This is a genomic window from Mesorhizobium sp. M0800 (assembly GCF_040320095.1).
Classification (GTDB): Bacteria; Pseudomonadota; Alphaproteobacteria; order Rhizobiales; family Rhizobiaceae; genus Mesorhizobium.
In genome coordinates this window covers 56,054-71,983 of sequence record NZ_JAMYOZ010000019.1, presented here as the reverse complement: position 1 = coordinate 71,983, position 15,930 = coordinate 56,054, and the positions used below count along the sequence as shown (strand labels likewise).

At 60.6% G+C, this 15,930-nt stretch carries 18 protein-coding genes and 2 pseudogenes; 8 read left to right on the top strand and 12 right to left on the bottom strand.

What is annotated here, in order from left to right:
• Positions 1 to 294 precede the first annotated feature (294 nt).
• From tnpA to NKI18_RS21320, 4 genes are all read left to right on the top strand, one after another.
• Positions 295 to 648, top strand: a complete 354-nt coding sequence (tnpA, locus tag NKI18_RS21335; RefSeq protein ID WP_353020381.1) for an IS66-like element accessory protein TnpA — start codon at positions 295 to 297, stop codon at positions 646 to 648.
• Entirely contained in the window at positions 645 to 992 is a 348-nt protein-coding gene (gene tnpB / locus NKI18_RS21330; RefSeq protein WP_352531377.1) for an IS66 family insertion sequence element accessory protein TnpB, read from the top strand. Before tnpA ends, tnpB begins: the two co-directional genes overlap by 4 nt.
• A gap of 66 nt (positions 993 to 1,058) precedes the next feature.
• A complete protein-coding gene (gene tnpC / locus NKI18_RS21325) occupies positions 1,059 to 2,735 on the top strand; it encodes an IS66 family transposase (protein WP_353020379.1) in 1,677 nt (558 codons plus the stop codon).
• Between the two features lie 2 nt (positions 2,736 to 2,737).
• The gene (locus NKI18_RS21320; RefSeq protein ID WP_353020377.1) at positions 2,738 to 2,971 is read left to right on the top strand and encodes a hypothetical protein; all 234 of its coding nucleotides are present in this window, start codon (positions 2,738 to 2,740) and stop codon (positions 2,969 to 2,971) included.
• Positions 2,972 to 3,079: 108 nt separating this feature from the next.
• On the opposite strand, the gene NKI18_RS21315 is transcribed toward NKI18_RS21320, so the two are convergent.
• From NKI18_RS21315 to NKI18_RS21300, 4 genes are read right to left on the bottom strand one after another with little or no spacing between them, the layout of a single operon-like run.
• Positions 3,080 to 4,036 (bottom strand): ImmA/IrrE family metallo-endopeptidase, encoded by a 957-nt coding sequence (locus tag NKI18_RS21315; RefSeq protein ID WP_352478730.1) that lies wholly within the window; start codon positions 4,034 to 4,036, stop codon positions 3,080 to 3,082.
• The gene (locus NKI18_RS21310) at positions 4,033 to 4,563 is read right to left on the bottom strand and encodes a helix-turn-helix domain-containing protein (protein WP_023830723.1); all 531 of its coding nucleotides are present in this window, start codon (positions 4,561 to 4,563) and stop codon (positions 4,033 to 4,035) included. The genes NKI18_RS21315 and NKI18_RS21310 overlap by 4 nt, the downstream gene beginning before the upstream one ends.
• A gap of 15 nt (positions 4,564 to 4,578) precedes the next feature.
• Entirely contained in the window at positions 4,579 to 5,226 is a 648-nt protein-coding gene (locus NKI18_RS21305; RefSeq protein WP_023697175.1) for a hypothetical protein, read from the bottom strand.
• Complete coding sequence (locus NKI18_RS21300; protein ID WP_010913797.1) at positions 5,223 to 5,429, bottom strand: ribbon-helix-helix protein, CopG family; 207 nt, start codon at positions 5,427 to 5,429, stop codon at positions 5,223 to 5,225. Before NKI18_RS21300 ends, NKI18_RS21305 begins: the two co-directional genes overlap by 4 nt.
• A 150-nt stretch (positions 5,430 to 5,579) precedes the next feature.
• Between NKI18_RS21300 and NKI18_RS21295 the strand changes: the two genes are divergently transcribed.
• From NKI18_RS21295 to NKI18_RS21285, 3 genes are read left to right on the top strand one after another with little or no spacing between them, the layout of a single operon-like run.
• Positions 5,580 to 6,236 (top strand): multiubiquitin domain-containing protein, encoded by a 657-nt coding sequence (locus NKI18_RS21295; RefSeq protein WP_032898264.1) that lies wholly within the window; start codon positions 5,580 to 5,582, stop codon positions 6,234 to 6,236.
• The gene (locus tag NKI18_RS21290) at positions 6,211 to 7,398 is read left to right on the top strand and encodes a ThiF family adenylyltransferase (protein ID WP_352859948.1); all 1,188 of its coding nucleotides are present in this window, start codon (positions 6,211 to 6,213) and stop codon (positions 7,396 to 7,398) included. The genes NKI18_RS21295 and NKI18_RS21290 overlap by 26 nt, the downstream gene beginning before the upstream one ends.
• A complete protein-coding gene (locus tag NKI18_RS21285; RefSeq protein WP_032898265.1) occupies positions 7,398 to 7,799 on the top strand; it encodes a ubiquitination-like system serine protease family protein in 402 nt (133 codons plus the stop codon). The genes NKI18_RS21290 and NKI18_RS21285 overlap by 1 nt, the downstream gene beginning before the upstream one ends.
• A gap of 465 nt (positions 7,800 to 8,264) precedes the next feature.
• Here NKI18_RS21285 and NKI18_RS21280 read toward each other — a convergent pair.
• Positions 8,265 to 9,465: pseudogene (locus tag NKI18_RS21280) on the bottom strand (IS256 family transposase).
• A gap of 420 nt (positions 9,466 to 9,885) precedes the next feature.
• Positions 9,886 to 10,305, bottom strand: a complete 420-nt coding sequence (locus tag NKI18_RS21275) for a hypothetical protein (protein ID WP_353020375.1) — start codon at positions 10,303 to 10,305, stop codon at positions 9,886 to 9,888.
• A gap of 203 nt (positions 10,306 to 10,508) precedes the next feature.
• On the opposite strand from NKI18_RS21275, the gene NKI18_RS21270 reads away from it, so the two are divergent.
• Positions 10,509 to 10,682 (top strand): hypothetical protein, encoded by a 174-nt coding sequence (locus NKI18_RS21270; RefSeq protein ID WP_353020373.1) that lies wholly within the window; start codon positions 10,509 to 10,511, stop codon positions 10,680 to 10,682.
• Positions 10,683 to 10,703: 21 nt separating this feature from the next.
• On the opposite strand, the gene NKI18_RS21265 is transcribed toward NKI18_RS21270, so the two are convergent.
• From NKI18_RS21265 to thiC, 6 genes and pseudogenes are all read right to left on the bottom strand, one after another.
• Positions 10,704 to 11,465: a hydroxymethylpyrimidine/phosphomethylpyrimidine kinase gene (locus NKI18_RS21265; protein ID WP_353020372.1), complete on the bottom strand. Its 762-nt coding sequence runs from the start codon at positions 11,463 to 11,465 to the stop codon at positions 10,704 to 10,706.
• Entirely contained in the window at positions 11,456 to 12,061 is a 606-nt protein-coding gene (locus NKI18_RS21260) for a thiamine phosphate synthase (RefSeq protein ID WP_353020370.1), read from the bottom strand. The genes NKI18_RS21265 and NKI18_RS21260 overlap by 10 nt, the downstream gene beginning before the upstream one ends.
• Entirely contained in the window at positions 12,058 to 12,831 is a 774-nt protein-coding gene (locus NKI18_RS21255) for a thiazole synthase (protein ID WP_352859944.1), read from the bottom strand. Before NKI18_RS21255 ends, NKI18_RS21260 begins: the two co-directional genes overlap by 4 nt.
• Before the next feature lie 3 nt (positions 12,832 to 12,834).
• On the bottom strand, positions 12,835 to 13,032 hold the full coding sequence (gene thiS / locus NKI18_RS21250) for a sulfur carrier protein ThiS (protein WP_254818579.1): 198 nt from the start codon (positions 13,030 to 13,032) through the stop codon (positions 12,835 to 12,837).
• Positions 13,001 to 14,002, bottom strand: coding sequence for a glycine oxidase ThiO (gene thiO / locus NKI18_RS21245; RefSeq protein ID WP_352859941.1), 1,002 nt, complete (start codon positions 14,000 to 14,002; stop codon positions 13,001 to 13,003). Before thiO ends, thiS begins: the two co-directional genes overlap by 32 nt.
• Positions 13,999 to 15,833, bottom strand: a pseudogene (gene thiC, locus NKI18_RS21240) (phosphomethylpyrimidine synthase ThiC). The gene thiO and the pseudogene thiC overlap by 4 nt, the downstream one beginning before the upstream one ends.
• Positions 15,834 to 15,930: the final 97 nt, after the last annotated feature.

The following is a 15,930-nucleotide window of genomic DNA, read 5'->3' as shown; positions in this document are numbered from 1 at the left end:
GTTGAGAGCTTGGCTGCACTTCCTCCGGGCTGGCTCTCGCAAGAGCCTGCTCGCGTCGTGAAGCTGAAGCTCGTGGCGCCGACCCGCGGTGAGGGGCCGTCCGGCCAGCTCGGCGAGCTCATACCAATGTCGCGCCGACAATAAGCGACGTCCGCCAAGAAATATGCCGCAAGCGAAACAGCGGTGGTGTGCTTACATAGTACGCCTCCGGCGAGGGCCGCCTTGCGCGAGCATGGAACGGTAGCGAGGCTGCGCTCTTAAGGTTGTCCTTTCGAGCGTAGTTAGCAGCACAGCATGAGCCATGTGACGTTATTGACCGGGCCTGAGCGTCGTCGTCGTTGGAGTGAAGAGGATCAGTGCCGGATACTGGCCGCGGCATTCGCGCCCGGGTCCACGGTGGCGGCGGTAGCGCGTCAGTACGATGTCGCGACCAGCCTGATCTATAAGTGGCGGCGCACGATGAGAACCCGCGAGACGGGCTTTGCCGAAGTTGTCGTGGTTCCCGATAAGCCTTTCGCCGCTTCGGTGCCGGCGGCGCCACCAGCGGTGATCGAGCTGGAGATCGCCGGCAAGGTGCGGCTGCGGATACCGCTGACCACGCCGCCGACACTGGCGGCGGCGATGGTGAAGGCGCTGGGCGTTTCATGATCCCGGTTCCGAGCCAGGTGCGCATCTGGTTGGCGGTCGGCCGGACCGATATGCGTCGCGGAATGCAAGGCCTCGCTCTGCAGGTTCAGGAGACGCTGGGCCGGGATCCGCATGCCGGCGATCTTTATGTCTTCCGCGGCCGCAGCGGCAATCTGGTCAAGATTATCTGGCATGATGGGCTCGGCATGTCGCTGTATGCAAAACGGCTCGAGAAGGGCCGGTTTCTATGGCCGTCGCCGGCGGACGGCACGGTTTCCATATCACCGGCGCAGCTCGCCTACATGCTCGACGGGATCGATTGGCGCAACCCGCGTCACACGTTCCGCCCTGAGCTCGCGGGCTGAGTTTTTCTTTGAGTTTGCGCCATTTTCCGCGAGTCAGCGGACGCGTTTTATGATTCACTCCAGGGCATGGTTGCCACCGCCCAGGATGCTGTTCCGGACGATATTGGCGCGCTGAGAGCAGCGCTGACCGCGGCGCTGGCCAGAGCCGAAGACGAGGCCGCACGCGCTGCGCTGGTCGAGGCCGAACTGGCGGTCGCCAGGGCCAAGGCATCGGATGATGCGGCGCTGATCGCACATCAGGATCTGACGATCCGCAAGCTGCAGCGGGCGCTGCATGGTCAAAGTTCTGAACGTGCCGCCCGCCTGCACGACCAGATGGAACTCACCTTCGAGGAACTCGAGAGCACGGCGACGCAAGACGAGATCGCCGCCGAACAGGCAGCGGCCCGGACCACCGAGGTGGCGCCTTATGTGCGCAAGCGACCGACGCGCCAGCCATTTCCCGAGCATCTCCCGCGCGAACGCGTGGTCGAGCCGGCGCCGGCCGCTTGCCACTGCTGCGGCGGTCATCGGCTGCGCAAGCTGGGTGAGGATATCACCGAGACGCTGGAGGTGGTGCCGCGGCAATGGAAGGTGATCCAGCACGTGCGGGAGAAGTTTACCTGCCGCGACTGCGAGGCGATCAGCCAGGCTCCGGCGCCGTTCCACGCCACCCCACGGGGCTGGGCCGGTCCGGGCCTGCTGGCGATGATCCTGTTCGAGAAGTTCGGCCAGCATCAGCCGCTCAACCGGCAGGCTGAACGCTATGCCCGCGAAGGCGTGCCGCTCAGCCTGTCGACGCTCGCCGACCAGGTCGGCGCCGGCGTCGCGGCGCTGATGCCGCTGTTCAAGCGGCTCGAAGCCCATGTGCTGGCCGCTTCACGTCTGCACGGCGACGACACGACGGTGCCGGTCCTGGCCAAGGGCAAGACCGATACCGCCCGATTATGGACCTATGTGCGTGATGACCGACCATTCGGCGGTGTCGATCCGCCGGCGGCGGTGTTCTATTATTCCCGCGATCGCCGAGGGGAACATCCCGCGGCGCATCTTGCCGGCTGGAGCGGCATTCTGCAGGCCGATGCCTTTGGTGGTTATGGCGATCTCTATGCGACGGGCCGTCAGCCGGCGCCTGTTCTGGAAGCCAGCTGCTGGGCCCACAGCCGGCGCAAAGTGTTCGAGCTGGCCGATATCGAAGCGGCGGCGCGCAAGAAGGCGCACGGCGAGAAGCCCAACCTGGTCTATCCGCTCGCGGTTGAAGCCGTGAAGCGCATCGATGCCCTGTTCGATATCGAGCGCGAGATCAACGGCCTGTCGCCGGCCCAACGCCACGCCGTGCGCCAGGAGCGGAGCGTGCCGCAGGTCACCGAACTCGAGCGCTGGATGATCGAGACGCGCGACAAGCTCTCGCGCGGACACGATCTGACCAAGGCCTTCAACTACATGCTGCGCCGCTGGTCATCCTTCGCCCGGTTCCTCGACGACGGGCGGATCTGCCTATCGAACAATGCAGCCGAGCGAGCCCTGCGCGGCATCGCTCTCGGCAGAAAGTCCTGGCTGTTCTGCGGTTCCGATCGCGGCGGACAGCGCGCTGCCGTTCTCTACAGCCTGATCGTCAGCGCCAAGATGAACGATATCGACCCGCAGGCCTGGCTCGCCGATATCCTGGCGCGCATCGCAGCCCACCCAGCCCATCGGATCGATGATTTGCTGCCGTGGAATTGGAGATCCGCACAACTGCGGACCCAATCAGCGGCGGCCTGATCATGCAGCGCAATAAGGTGCATCACGTCTACATCGTCGAACGTGTCGCCAGGGACCTCGGCGTCAGCGAAGCGCTCATCCAGGAACTGACCCTCGGTCTCGAGCCCGAGGACGGCGTCATCTGGGTCTACGGGGCCAACGATGACGACGGAATCTTGGCCTTCACCGATGAAGGCATCGAGGAGGTCGAACTTCTCCTCGAAGAATATCATCGCGTCTCCCCATCGAAAGCTTGACCCCAGCACCGCGGTGCTCATGGCCGCCGGATACACGTCTGCGGTCTTCACCGGATAGGTACCTTACATATGGGGCAAGCTGCCGTTGAGATAACCGTCTGCCTGTGCCTAGGCTGCCCTATAGCCGACAGGGAAAATGCGCTGGTGTTTCTTCTTGTAGATGCAGTAAGTGAGCAGATCGTAGGTGTTTGAGAAGCTGTGCAACCAGAATACATGGGGTTCGCCGTTCGCATCATAAAAGATGCTTTCGCCTTCGCCTACTGGACCCCGTTTGCGGTTCGTTGCGTGATCGCAGATCGCGGAATAGGCAACTGTGGTGGTGATTCCGGGAAAGTGCTCAGCTAAAGCTTTCGATCTTGGAAAATACGCTACATTGTCATTCCCCGCCTTCTCGCAAATATCTCTGTGATACGGATGCCGACTGACAACGCCGAAGGCAGGAAACTCCGGGTCGCGTTCACAAACCATTTGCCAAAGTGTTGTTGTAAGTGTGTTCCCATAGCGCTTGCGAAGCTGCTCGATACTCTTCCATTCCAATGAGCAGTCCAGCGCTTCCGGTCGAAACCTTCCTCCGAGAAACAAGAGATGGCGTCCGCCATAGTTAGCTTCTGCTTCCATTGCCTGATGGAATGTTGGGTTCAGCGTGAACTCGTTGTCGCCCAGAAGCAGGGAGCGATGCCACGGTAGAAGGTCATGTGTAATTTCATGTGCGATGAGGAAGCGTCGCTTTAGCTCGGCTACCTCGTCATCGATGAAGATTCTTTTGTCGCCTTCCTTCAACATTAGGATACCACGAAGGCCATATTGCTGGACTACATCGACCATGCGCTTAGCCGTGCTGGTGATCTCGTTCCCAGCCATTCGCGCCCTGTGGGCGATCTCATCTAATAGGCTCAAGTTCGCCTTGCTATAATAGGTAAGGTCAAGCTTTTGCAGCGCGCGCACCTGCTCGAGCCTTAATGGGGGCTCTGGATTGCCGAGATCACGTAGCAAACGTGATATGTGCTCATGGATATCTCGGCGCTCAAAGTTCCCGATTATCGGCTCAATCGCAGACATGGTCATCCATTCTTCTTATCGATTGACGCCAGTACCTTAACGAAATCGTTGAGGTCGCGCCTTTCAGCCTGGCTTAGTTTCGATAGGTCGTCTGAACTCGCAGCAAAACGATGCACCGCTTCGGTGAGATTGTCATTCTGCGCGGACGCCGCCGCAGTCAGCAGTCCTACAGCACGTGCTGAAACCCCAATAAACTCGGCTAGCTGATGAACGGTACGCGGGCCTGGAACATAGTTGGGATCCTTCTCCACCTGCTCCAATTCCGCCGCATCAACACGAATTTTGGCAGCCAACTGCGCAATGCTTAAACCGTCCTTGCGTCGAAGCTGATGCACCAACTTAAACAACACAGCAGATTTCTGTTCGGGGGCAGCCGAATTAGGCTGCCCCGCAGTTGCTTGATGACGAGACTTCTCCTGCATAAGACGCTCAAGCGGAGCTGCGTCGCGGAGCGGGAGCCCCACGTCGCAATCGACATCCGGATCATGTTCGATATGGCTGCGCAGCCAATCGGCAGTGAAATGTAATTTCATGGTCGACTCCTCTTGTTAGTGTTGCACGGATAGGAAAGTCGCAGCATCCCTGCTGGAAAGCTCGAAGTATCTAAGTCCTTTATGTACTCCTTCGCTATCCGTTCCGAAATCCGTCATTCCGATCGCATCCCGGTAGAAAACTTCTGCGCCACGAAGTGAATGCAGACCAATTCGGCCACCAAATTCCTCTTCTAGGCTCAAGCTGACGGCCGTACCGATGAGCACACGGCCCGCGCCCTTGTAAGTTGGGTCAGCAACCAACTTTGGTCGGTTCCATGGAGCCGTCGCCAAAAACTCCACGTAGATCAGCGGCGCTCGCTGATGCTCGGGGTGGCGACTGAAGCAATCCTGACCGCCTTTGCGCGTCATCATGATGGCTTGGGTACTGCCACCACATTCAAGCACGAAGAAATCGAACAGGAAGGGGTCGTTCAGCGCAACCAGCGCCTTCTTGCCCCATTCCCAATGGGCGTCTTCAGCATTGACCTCTGCTAACGTCTGAAGGGAAGCCTTAGCCTCCCTCCGACGCAACTCAAAAAGAGGTCGCCAGCGTCCTTCGATATGCGCGAGATTCGTGCTGTCCAAGCCATGATACAGGTGTGCATCTTCGTACAGGCCTGTGGCACGATTTTTGAGAAAGACTCGATCGATCAGCCCTTTCATAGAACCATAAGCTCTACTTTTTCTGATTTATCCGCGCTTTCGACGAACACCTTTTCGCCCCGCGCCAGTCGATCATCGACTGATTTGTAGAGCCGCAGCGCTTGGCGAACGAGTGCGGTTTTAGACAATCCTTTTTCTTCACACATGGTTTCAAGGACGCTCATTTCTGCGTCCGACAAATTAAGCGTCATCGTACGCTTCACAGGCGCTTCTCCCTAACCAGCACTCTCCATGTAGCTATAAAGTCCATACCTGTCAATCAAAAAACAATCATTAATTAGCCAATTAATAGCTAGACATTGGCTAAAAACTCCATATATGATTTGTGCAGAATGCGAAACAAGGAGGCTTCAATGCCTGACGTAACGAACTTTACATATAAGCTGGATGGTCGCGTGATCGCCACCAATGACGCCATAATCTCAGGTCGCGAGGTCCGCACCATCGGCGGGCTCAATCCAGCTAGCGGTTATATTCTCATCCAGATTGCGGACGGGTCGACGCGTTCGATCGGGCTTGAGGAGCCGACCGACCTGCGACAGATGCCGCAGCCTGAGTTCCTTTCATTCGAAGGTGATCGGACCTTCTCCCTCACCGTCAACGAGCGCGGCTGGGAATGGGGGGCGGCCAAACTCTCCGCAGCTGACATCTACCGTTACGCCAGCATCGATGAGGAACTCGAGCTAATCCTGGACAGCGCCGGCGACGCGGTCATTCCCGCTGATGGCGAGGTGACTCTGGGCGGACAGGGAGTCGAGCGCATCCGCAGCCGCGAAGCGAAGACGGTGGTCATCAAAGTCAACGGGCGACCGCGTACGGTGCCCAAGAAAAAGCTCAGCTATCGTGAGGTTGCACTTCTCGCCTACCCTGACGCCGACTTCGAGAAATTCAAGTACACGATAACTTACCTGAAAGGTGTACACGGCGCGGAAGGTGATCTGGTGGAGGGCGAAAAGATCGAAGTCAAGAATGGGATGGTCTTCAATGTCCGCCGATCTGATAAGTCGTGATCCACATCTGAAGCAACTGCTGGACGAGGGGTTTGAGCTTGAGATGCGCGACCTCGTCCTCCTCGTTCACAGCGTGCCCTATGTGAAGCGGGACATGTCGCTTGGTCGAGGCACACTTGTCTGCACTCTGTCGCTGGATACGGAAGGCCTGACCTCGACTCCACTGACGGACCACACCATGTGGTTCGCCGGCGAGACGCCTTGCCATCGCGATGGCACGCCAATGACAAATATCATCCATAATAGTCAGGAAGCGACTGTGGGGTCGGACATCAAGGTCCACCATTATTTCTCGTCGAAGCCAGAAGGCACCGGCCAGTATGCCAACATTTACGACAAGGTTGTCACCTATGAGTCTCACCTCGGTGCTGCTGCGCGGTCTCACGACAAGACCGCCAACGCGCGTACAGGCGTCACGTTGGCCAGTGCGGAGGACGATAGTCCCTTCGCGATTCCCGATTCTGCGTCAGTCCGCTACGGAATCCTCGCCGCCAACTGCAAACTCAGGGGCAGCATCGCGATCATCGGCCTCGGCGGAACCGGTGCCTATCTGCTCGACCTCGCCGCCAAGACCCGTGTTGCCGAGATCCACATCTACGATGACGACCAGCTTCTCAACCACAATCTTTTCCGTTCGCCTGGTGCTCCCGAACTGGTGCTAGCGAAGAATTTCCCCCGCAAGGTAGATTATTACGCTGCGCTCTACGCGCGCATGCACAAGGGCGTGAAGCCGCACACCACTCGAGTGACGGCTGACAACATTGACGAATTTTCAGCCTATGACTTCGTATTTGTCTGCGTTGATAAGGGATCGTCGCGGCGCGTGATTGCCGAAGGGCTGGTTCGCCTGGGCATTGCATTCGTCGACACTGGCATAGGTATAGGGCTGGACGACAACACGCTCGACGGTTGCGCAAGGGCAACGTTTATTGCCCCTGGCATGCCGTGGGCGGAAGTGGCTACCCATCTGTCGTTCGGTGACGACGACGAAGAGGCCGATGTGTACGGAACCGAAATCCAGATCGCCGAACTCAATTCTTTGAACGCGATTATGGCGGTCATGCGCTGGAAACGCTGGCTGACCTTCTATCGTGATGAGCGCAACGAAAGGAACGCGACATACATGATCGAGGGCAACAATATCACAAACCGGGTGACATGATGGCTCGGGTGGATTGTCTTACAACGGTCTTCGTCGAAGACATTCCGGAACAACTGGAAGACGGTGTCCTTTACGTGTCGCGCGAATGCCACGTCGCGCTGCATAATTGCGCGTGTGGGTGCGGCGAGGAGGTTTCAACACCGCTCGTTCCGACTGAATATGACCTCATTATGGAAGACGAGGGAGCCTCGATATGGCCGTCGATCGGCAATCACGACTTCCCTTGTGGCTCGCACTACATCATTAAAAGCGGCCGCATCCAATGGGCCGGCAAGATGTCTCGCGCGCAGATCGAAGCGGGCCGCGTCCATGACCGTCTGCTCAAGCGCGGCGCCCAGCCGAAGGGGCTCAGGGCCATCGTCGCATGGTTCAAGCGCCTGTGGATCAAGTTCATTGGCTAATCAACGTTTGCCATGGGGTCGGCCGCAATTTGCGGTCGGGCTGGCGCCGACACGGCTGTCCTCCGATTGGCTCCAAGTAGGTCTAGGAAGCCGGTAGTCGTTGATGTTGCAAATCTGAATGAAGGGCAGGTTTCAGGGAAACGGTTACCTGGCGGCGTTGTCCAAATGAGGCGCGAAGCCCGATCTTTCATCCAGGAGCACCCGGACAACGCCGAAACTCGCTCGTCAGGGCCGGAGATCGCTTCGTTTTCTGTGAAGTCGGTCGATTAGGGATTCATTTTGGTCGGTACCCATCCAATTCTGAATGAATCGAATTTGGCGGTCTGACCGGCCGAACAGATAGGTGTCTGCTGACCCAACGATGTGTTCGTTTATTGGCCTAATGCCAAACCCAGAGATCGTGTCCCGCGGCGTGGTGTAGGTGGCGGCATTAGTCGCCGTGCTCTCCGGCATGGGCCGGGCTGATCAGCGCGCCACGGCTGGCAGGCTGATCAGGGGATCATCGCTCATCTGGCTGATCGTTTCCAGAGTCATATTATCTGGCCCGCTGCACTGCCCATTCATCGTTCTGTTCGAGCAGGATTGCGCCGACGAGGCGCACGACCGCATCGTCGTTCGGGAAGATTCCGACGACCTCGGTGCGCCGCTTGATCTCGCCGTTGAGACGTTCGATCGGATTCGTCGAGTGGAGCTTGGCGCGATGTTCCTTGGGGAAGGTCATGTAGGCCAGCACGTCGGGCTCGGCGTCGTCCATGATTGTCGCCAGCTTCGGCACCTTCGGCCGGATCTGGTCGGCGACGGCGCGCCATTGTACGGACGCGGCCTCGGGCGTTTCCTGGGCGAAAGCGGTGGCGATGAAGGCTGAGACGACCCTGCGGCCGCTCTTGCCGGCATGGGCCAGCACGTTCCTCATGAAGTGGACGCGGCACCTCTGCCATGTCGCGCACAGCACCTTGGTGACGGCCGCCTTGAGGCCTTCGTGAGCATCGGAGACGACGAGCTTGACGCCGCGCAGGCCGCGACGTGTCAGCTTGCGCAGGAACTCTGTCCAGATCGGCTCGGCCTCCGAGGTGCCAATCTCCATGCCCAGTACCTCGCGCCGGCCGCCCGCGTTGACGCCGACGGCGATGATAACGGCGACCGAGACGATCCGCCCACCGCGGCGGACCTTCAGGTAAGTGGCGTCGATCCACAGGTATGGCCAATCGCCCTCGATCGGCCGCTCGAGGAAGGCCTTCACCTTCCCGTCGATCTCCTCGCACAGCCGCGAGACCTGGCTCTTGGATATGCCGCTCATACCCATGGCCTTGACCAGGTCGTCAACCGACCGGGTCGAGATGCCTTGCACATAAGCTTCCTGGATAACGGCGGTTAGCGCCTTCTCGGCCATGCGGCGCGGTTCGAGGAAACCTGGGAAGTAGCTTCCCTTCCTGAGCTTCGGGATGCGCAGCTCGACCGTGCCGGCCCGCGTCTCCCAGTCCCGGTCGCGGTAGCCATTGCGCTGGGCGAGCCGCAGCGGGTTCTTCTCGCCATAGCGGGCGCCGGTGGCCGCGCCCACCTCCATTTCCATCAGTCGCTCGGCGGCAAAGCCGATCATCTCCCGCAGCAGATCGGCATCCGGGGTATTCTCCACGAGCGTGCGCAGGTTCATCATGTCGTCGGTCATCGGTGGTCCTTCCGAAATGGGTTGGCGTCAACAACCAAACCCTACCGGAAAGCGCCGATGACCACCCACACGCCGCTCGCTCGCTACAGCGCTACTAACGGCGCGCTCGTGAGCGGCTTCGCTACCGCCGAGCTACACCACCTGATGGGACACGACCAACCCAGACGCTACCGCGCGCGGGATCATGTCTGTACCGCAATGCGGGCAAGAGCCCCCGAAACCCGCTTGCGGGCGGAATCTTCGCCCATCGACCAATGCGTTACGCATGGCACCTTTCCCGGCAATGCAGATATGTGGCAGAATTTATGGCCGGGAGCGGGAGCGAAGATATATGCGAGGGTAAAACCTTGGCATGCTTATCGTTGGGCGCGATCACTGAGAATGGCCTTTTCAAACCAATCAGGAACCTGTTGCTGCCACCTACGGCATTGCCGGGACGTCGCGCCAGAACGCGACAATCGCGTCTGAGAACGTCTGGAACTGGTCATCGCTCACCTTGAGGTGCGTGTGGTTCAGCAGTTTCTCTGACCACGGCGGCCGAGTGCCTTTGAGCGGATCGTCTAGATACTCGAAGCAGGTTTTCTTCAGGTCATCCAGCGATTTTCCGGCGCCGTGCTTGTAGACGTTGACCACCAACCGGCACGCATCGAGCGTCTTGAAGCAGTCCGTGCTTCGGACTTTCCAGCCGAAACTTTCCAGGAGGTTTGCAATCTTGGCGAAATCCGCTGACCAGACCTTCGCAGCTGCCGTATCCCCTCGATGCCAGTGTCGTAATTCGCGGACCAGCCAGTCCCGCAGCTGTTTGTCCCACTCGTGGAACATCCCTGCGGTGACACTCAACCGGGTTTGGTCGCGTATGCCGCTCAGGAGCTGGTAGAACTCAACGCCGGCGTCGCGAGCAGCCTCGTAGAAATCCCCGGAATCGTCTCAAACCGGCCTTTGCTTTGCTCCAGCACTGCGGGGCCAGATCCGGCGGCCCCCGCCGCGCTGAAATGCCTCGCTCCTGCGGCCTCACACTCGCCAGGAGGCACAAGTGCATCCCCATGCCTGACTGGCAGTGCGCTTCGCCGCAGGAAGAGTCCCGTTACTTTCCCGGCCTGGCAGGGCAGCTTGTCTCGGCGCCGCTGAATTCCGATCTGCAAAGCGGCCTCGTCCCGTCACGCCCTGTGAAAAAAGGGCAGGAGGGCTACGGCTTCCATTTCAGCGTCAGCCGCTGAACGCTTGAGCCGGCTCTACGGCTATTCGGCTGGGGTTTTCCGAAGCTTTTCTAACACAAAGAGCTTGCCCTGGCGCACGGCGTACTCGATTGATTGCGCCTTCGCCAGATGTGCCGCAATCGAGCTGGCCAGCATGCAGCCCGTCCCGCGCATCGATGCGGCAAGGCGCGGCGTGTCAAAGCGGACTGGTTCGTGATCGGGGCGCAACAGAATATCGGTTGATTGCGGTCCCGATGCATGGCCGCCCTTGATCAGCAGAGCCCGCGCGCCGGCTGCCAGCAATTCTTGGCCTTGCCACACTACGCCGTCCTCATCCACTGCCCGCTCCGAGCCAACAAGGAGTGCCAGCTCGAAGAGATTGGGGGTCACAAGGCAGCAAAGCGGCATCAGATCGCGCCTCATGGCAGCGATGGCGCCTGCTTCCAGAAGCCCCCGGCCGGAGCTCGAGGCCAGCACCGGATCGAGCACTGCCGGCACCTGCGGATTTTCGCGCAGCACGCCGGCAATGGCAACGACGATCTCAGCCGTTGCGAGCATGCCGATCTTAATTGCCGCCACCTTGTTGGCCTGCAGCGCGGCGCACATCTGATCGGCCACAAGATCGGGCTGCGAAGGATGGATTTCCATGACGGCGTCGTGCGTCTGCACCGTCAGCGCTGTGACAGCCAGGCAGGTGCGCACGCCAATGGAAGAGATCGTCTCGATATCGCGTGCAATTCCAGCCCCACCGCTGGAGTCTGATCCGCCGACCACGAGCACATGCGGTTCTCGCCTCAGCGCCATGGCTTTGTCTTTTCGATCCATTCTCGCGTGCGCGCTTCGGGATCGGCATTCAACGTGATGTCGGTGACCACCGCCGCGCTGTCCGCACCAGCCTCGAAGACACCGTCGAGCCGGTCGGGGTTGAGGCCGCCGATGGAGATCAATGGGATCGGCGCCACCCGATGCTTCCACTCGCTGATCCGCTCGAGCCCTTGCGGCGCCCATTTCATCTGCTTCAGGATGGTGGGATAGATGGGGCCGAGCGCGATATAGTCGGGCTCGGCAGCGATGGCCGTTTCCAGTTCGAGATGATCGTGCGTGCTGAGCCCGAGCTTCAATCCGGCGTACTTAATCGCCAGCAGGTCGGCCGCGGCCAAATCCTCTTGGCCGAGATGGACAAAGTCGCAGCCTTCCTCAATTGCGAGCCGCCAATAGTCGTTGACGATCAGTTGGCAACCATGGACCGCGCAGACGCCGTTCGCGCGGCGGATTTCCGTCCGCAGCGTGGCCTCGTCCCTATCCTTGATGCGCAACTGAACCATCTTAACGCCAAGCGGCACCAGCCGTTCGATCCAGGCGGCGCTGTCGAGGATCAGGTAGAAGGGATCGAGCCTCATGAAAAAACCCCCCTGCCAATTGTCGGCGTCGACGGCACGGCGACGTCGCGCGGTTCGAGCATCCCGGAGCTGAAAGCTTCACGACCGGCCTCGACCGCCTTGCCGAACGCGCGCGCCATGCCGACCGGATCGGCCGCCCTGGCGACCGCGGTGTTCAGGAGTACGGCGTCAAAGCCGAGCTCCATGACGGTTGCCGCGTGCGACGGCCGTCCGAGCCCCGCATCCACGATCAGCGGAACATCAGGGAAATGTCCGCGCATCGAGCGCAGCGCCGTGATGTTGATCGGTCCGAGAGCGGAACCGATCGGCGCGCACCACGGCATCAAGACCTTGCAGCCCGCCGCAAGCAGCCGATCGGCAACGACAAGGTCGTCGGTGGTATAGGGGAATACAGCAAAACCGTCCTCGCACAGGATGCGGGCGGCTTCGACCAGACCAAACACATCCGGCTGCAGGGTGTCGTGGTTGCCGATCACTTCGAGCTTGACCCAGTTCGTACCGAAGACTTCGCGCGCCATTTTCACGGTCGTGACCGCTTCCTTGACGGAGTGACAGCCAGCAGTGTTGGGCAGGATTCTGACGCCGAGCGAGCGGATCAGTGACCAGAATTTTTCGCCAGCCCTGCCGCCTGCCATCTCGCGGCGCAGCGAGACGGTCACCACCGAGGTTCCCGACGCCTTGACGGCCTCGGCAAGGATGGCCGGCGAAGGATATTGAGCGGTACCGAGAAGCAGGCGCGACGGAAGCTCGGTTCCATAAAGCTCTAACATGGTCTAACCGCCTTGCATGGGCGAGAGGATTTCGATCCGGTCGCCGTCGCTCAACTGGAATTCCGCCCGCTTGGCTTTGTGCACGAGGTCGCTGTTGACCGCCGTCGCCAGCCAATCGCCCTCATAGTCGAGCGCGGCAAGCAGTTCGGCCAGCGTGGCGGCGGCAACCTCATGCGCTTCGCCGTTGACCATCAGTTTCATGAGCAAGTTCCTTGGTTGCGTCTTGATTGAAAACGAGGTCGGCCGCCTGGCGCGCCATGGCAGGCGCGAGAAGAAAACCATGGCGATAGAGTCCATTGATCGCGACGGCAGTTCCAAGTGCCTCCACGCGCGGCAGATTGTCGGGAAAGGCTGGACGGATGCCGACACCTGTTTCAACGATCCCGGCCTCACCAAAAGCCGGGTGGAGGGCATAGGCGGCACCGAGCAGTTCCATCATCGAACGCGCCGTCACCGGTCCGGCGGACTGGCTTTCAACCATAGTCGCGCCGATCATGAACTGCGTGTCGGCACGCGGCACCGCATAAAGCGGAAAGCGCGGATGCAGCAGCCTGACCGGGCGCGACAGCGAGATATCACGCGTGCGCAGGATCAGCATTTCGCCGCGAACGCCGCGCAGCCTGTCATCGGCTGCTGCGATTCCAGTGCAGTCGATCTGACGATCGAAATCGGAAACAGGCTGGGCGTCGGCGCCGAAGCGAAATTCGACGCCCATGGCCGCGAGCTTGTCATGAAGTGCTACCATCGCCTGGCGCGGGTCGAGATGAGCCTCATCGGGGAAGAGCAATCCGCGCCAGAAGCGGCCGGCGAGGTCGGGTTCCAGGAGCGAAATTTCATCTTCGGCGACCCGCCGATATCCCGACGTGCGGCTGGCGAACCGGTCGAGCTCGCCAGTATCACGCAGCGCGGCCACGACCAACGTTCCGGCACGTATCACCTGACCCGGTAGCACCGCATCCCACCAGTCGGCGGCGTCGCGTCCGAGATCCAGCACCGGCTGCTCGGCGCTTTCACGCTCGCACCATGGCGCGAGCATACCACCGGCGAACCACGACGCATTGCCCTCGATGGCAGGCCTTGTCTCGGCAACGGTGGTCACCGCGCCGCGTGCGGCGAGCTCGAAGGCGGCGGTGAGGCCGGCAACACCGGCCCCTTTGACCAGCACCCTCATGATGGCGCACGCGCCTGTGGCATGGCCGGTGCGCCGGTCTCGTCCGCCGGTATGTAGAGATTGCCGCCCTCGCGGTATTTCGCCGCCATCGCCGCCATGCCCTCCTTCTGCGCCTCGGCGCGGATGTCGTGGGAGATACGCATGGAGCAGAATTTCGGCCCGCACATCGAGCAGAAATGCGCCAGCTTGTGCGCCTCCTTGGGCAAGGTCTGATCGTGGAAGGACCGCGCGGTTTCGGGATCGAGCGACAGGTTGAACTGGTCCTCCCAGCGGAACTCGAAGCGCGCGCGGGAAAGGGAATCGTCCCTGAGTTTCGCCGCCGGATGACCCTTCGCCAGATCAGCGGCGTGTGCGGCTATCTTGTAGGTGATGACGCCCGTCTTGACGTCGTTGCGATCGGGAAGGCCGAGATGTTCCTTGGGCGTGACGTAGCAGAGCATGGCGGTGCCGAACCAACCGATCATCGCCGCGCCGATGCCGGAGGTGATGTGGTCGTAGCCGGCGCGATGTCGGTCGTCAGCGGCCCAAGCGTATAGAACGGCGCCTCGCCGCAGACGGCGAGCTGCTTGTCCATGTTCTCCTTGATCTTGTGCATGGGAACATGGCCCGGCCCCTCGATCATGACCTGGCAATCCTTGGCCCAGGCGATCTTTGTCAACTCGCCGAGCGTTTCCAGTTCGGCGAATTGTGCTGCGTCATTGGCGTCGGCGATCGAGCCGGGACGAAGGCCGTCGCCCAGCGAAAAGGACACGTCATAGCCGCGGCAAATGTCGCAGATCTCGGCGAAATGTTCGTAGAGGAAGCTTTCCCGGTGATGGTGCAGGCACCATTTGGCCATGATCGAGCCACCGCGCGAGACGATGCCAGTGACCCGGTCAACGGTCAGCGGGATGTAGTGCAGCCGCACGCCCGCATGGATGGTGAAATAGTCGACGCCCTGTTCGGCCTGCTCGATCAGCGTGTCGCGGTAGACCTCCCAGGTCAGATCCTCGGCAATGCCGCCAACCTTCTCGAGCGCCTGGTAGAGCGGCACCGTGCCGATCGGCACCGGCGAGTTGCGCACGATCCAGTCGCGGATGTTGTGGATGTTTCGGCCGGTCGACAGGTCCATCACCGTATCGGCGCCCCAGCGGATCGCCCACACCATCTTTTCGACCTCTTTGGCCATGGACGAGGTGACGGCGGAGTTACCGATATTGGCGTTGATCTTGACCAGGAAATTGCGACCGATGATCATCGGCTCGCTCTCGGGATGGTTGATGTTGGCGGGAATGATTGCGCGTCCGCGCGCCACCTCCTCTCGGACGAATTCCGGCGTCACGAAATCGGGCAGCGTCGCGCCGAAAGCCTCGCCGTCACGCTCAAGCTTGCCATGCAGGATCTCACGACCAAGGTTCTCGCGGATGGCGACGAACTCCATTTCGGGCGTGATGATGCCGGCGCGCGCATAGGCAAGCTGTGTCACCGCCTTGCCGGCCCTGGCCCTGAGTGGCCGGTTGCGAATGGGAAATTCTGGCGTCAGGCGTTCGCCCGTAGCGAACCCGTTGTCCTCCGGCCGGACATGGCGCCCGTCACAGGCCTCGACATCACCGCGCGCCAAAATCCATTCGTGGCGAAGTCGGGCTAGGCCTTTTTCGATGCTGGTTTCGACAGCCGGATCGGTATAGGGGCCCGACGGATCGTAGACGGTGACGGGCGGCTCGCCGGCTGTCGGATGGACAGAGATTTCGCGCATCGGCACCCTGATCTGCGGGTGGATGGCACCGGGCTTGTGGATTTTCCGTGAGGCGGGCAGCGGTCCCGTTGAGACGGCTGGGGTGAGGGCATTCATCGTGAGGCTCCTTTGCTCATGCATTGGAGACCCAGTTCTGTGCCGGAAGGATGAAAAGACGCTTCTGTCTACCTGCCGAAACAGGACCTCGGGCGTG

Coding starts and splice junctions, on each gene's coding strand:
- tnpA (WP_353020381.1), top strand. CDS start 295: ATGAGCCATGTGACGTTATTGACCGGGCCTGAGCGTCGTCGTCGTTGG.
- tnpB (WP_352531377.1), top strand. CDS start 645: ATGATCCCGGTTCCGAGCCAGGTGCGCATCTGGTTGGCGGTCGGCCGG.
- tnpC (WP_353020379.1), top strand. CDS start 1,059: ATGGTTGCCACCGCCCAGGATGCTGTTCCGGACGATATTGGCGCGCTG.
- NKI18_RS21320 (WP_353020377.1), top strand. CDS start 2,738: ATGCAGCGCAATAAGGTGCATCACGTCTACATCGTCGAACGTGTCGCC.
- NKI18_RS21315 (WP_352478730.1), bottom strand. CDS start 4,036: ATGACCATGTCTGCGATTGAGCCGATAATCGGGAACTTTGAGCGCCGA.
- NKI18_RS21310 (WP_023830723.1), bottom strand. CDS start 4,563: ATGAAATTACATTTCACTGCCGATTGGCTGCGCAGCCATATCGAACAT.
- NKI18_RS21305 (WP_023697175.1), bottom strand. CDS start 5,226: ATGAAAGGGCTGATCGATCGAGTCTTTCTCAAAAATCGTGCCACAGGC.
- NKI18_RS21295 (WP_032898264.1), top strand. CDS start 5,580: ATGCCTGACGTAACGAACTTTACATATAAGCTGGATGGTCGCGTGATC.
- NKI18_RS21290 (WP_352859948.1), top strand. CDS start 6,211: ATGTCCGCCGATCTGATAAGTCGTGATCCACATCTGAAGCAACTGCTG.
- NKI18_RS21285 (WP_032898265.1), top strand. CDS start 7,398: ATGGCTCGGGTGGATTGTCTTACAACGGTCTTCGTCGAAGACATTCCG.
- NKI18_RS21270 (WP_353020373.1), top strand. CDS start 10,509: ATGCCTGACTGGCAGTGCGCTTCGCCGCAGGAAGAGTCCCGTTACTTT.
- NKI18_RS21265 (WP_353020372.1), bottom strand. CDS start 11,465: ATGGCGCTGAGGCGAGAACCGCATGTGCTCGTGGTCGGCGGATCAGAC.
- NKI18_RS21260 (WP_353020370.1), bottom strand. CDS start 12,061: ATGAGGCTCGATCCCTTCTACCTGATCCTCGACAGCGCCGCCTGGATC.
- NKI18_RS21255 (WP_352859944.1), bottom strand. CDS start 12,831: ATGTTAGAGCTTTATGGAACCGAGCTTCCGTCGCGCCTGCTTCTCGGT.
- thiS (WP_254818579.1), bottom strand. CDS start 13,032: ATGAAACTGATGGTCAACGGCGAAGCGCATGAGGTTGCCGCCGCCACG.
- thiO (WP_352859941.1), bottom strand. CDS start 14,002: ATGAGGGTGCTGGTCAAAGGGGCCGGTGTTGCCGGCCTCACCGCCGCC.